We start from the raw sequence: 1,121 nt of genomic DNA on the forward strand, positions 1-1,121 counted from the left end.
AAATGACGTAAGGCATCAGATTGTAAAGGATTAAAAACGGTTATTTTAAATCCCAATTTATGAAGAAATGAAAAAACAGATAACCAATAATGACCGGTAGCTTCCATACCAACAACTGTGTTATCAGATGGGAGGAATCCTCTTATCCTTATAGATATCCAACCTCGTTCGATATACGACAACGAATATGTCATCCAGCTCATCGAATAGTTCTATAAAGAAAGAGGTGTCAGTCTTGAAAACGAAGACAATACTTCAAGGAGAATTACGACAACCTCTATCTGGTTAAATACATTATACCTTGAGTGGTACAACGATTTAAAACTGGTAAAAATACTAGTTAATAATAATATACGAGGAGAAAAGCATTCCTTGAATGATGTTTCGCTTTATCTCGCCAGAAGTTATCCGGTTTGTACGGTGCTATCCGAGCGCTTAACGCTTTTGTTCCTTCCAAGATGTTATGCGACTTTTAATCTGATAGGAAAGTTAAGAGAGCAGTGTAAGATCATGCCCGTTTTGGGAGTACAATTTAGGTGAATATGTTAGTATGAGTAATTATTAACGTGTTTTGTCACGTGTTCCTACCTCCCTTTTAAAGTCTGTGCAAAAATACGGTTACTCCTAGAGAATAAAATTGTTAGTCTTTTTTGATGGTGTTAAATGGATATAATTTTAGTTCTTTAGGGTAGATTCTTTTATAAAAGCAATTTTTTTGTTTTTTCTATTGCTATTTATGTGTTTATATGCTATATTAATCTCTGTTGTCAATAAATGACACACTCAACAAACGGAGAAAATAAAGCAAAAAAACATTTAAAAAACTGTTGACAATTAGTCTAAACCATGATAAATTATATCTTGTCGCAAAAAACGACAAAATAAAAAATTGCTCTTTGAAAACTGAACAAAACAACCAGTATGTCAAGAAAAGCAGTCTCTGTTTTTCTAAGAAATAACTCAAGATAGATCTTGAGAGAAGCTAAGAAATAATGAAGAACATTGTTTTTCATTACAAACTTTTTTGGAGAGTTTGATCTTGGCTCAGGACGAACGCTGGCGGCGTGCCTAATACATGCAAGTCGAGCGCGGGAAGCAAGCAGATCCCCTTCGGGGGTGAC

1 rRNA gene and 1 pseudogene are annotated in these 1,121 nt (G+C 34.5%); one reads left to right on the plus strand and one right to left on the minus strand.

The window, feature by feature from the left end:
• Positions 1-107 (minus strand): annotated as a pseudogene (locus KQI21_RS16685) (hypothetical protein); the annotation flags it as partial.
• 914 nt (positions 108-1,021) lie between these two features.
• Here KQI21_RS16685 and KQI21_RS05040 point away from each other — a divergent pair.
• Positions 1,022-1,121: ribosomal RNA gene (locus tag KQI21_RS05040) — 16S ribosomal RNA — on the plus strand; the annotation flags it as partial.

It is taken from the genome of Virgibacillus proomii (genome assembly GCF_018916875.1).
GTDB classification, from domain to species: Bacteria; Bacillota; Bacilli; order Bacillales; family Amphibacillaceae; genus Virgibacillus; species Virgibacillus proomii_B.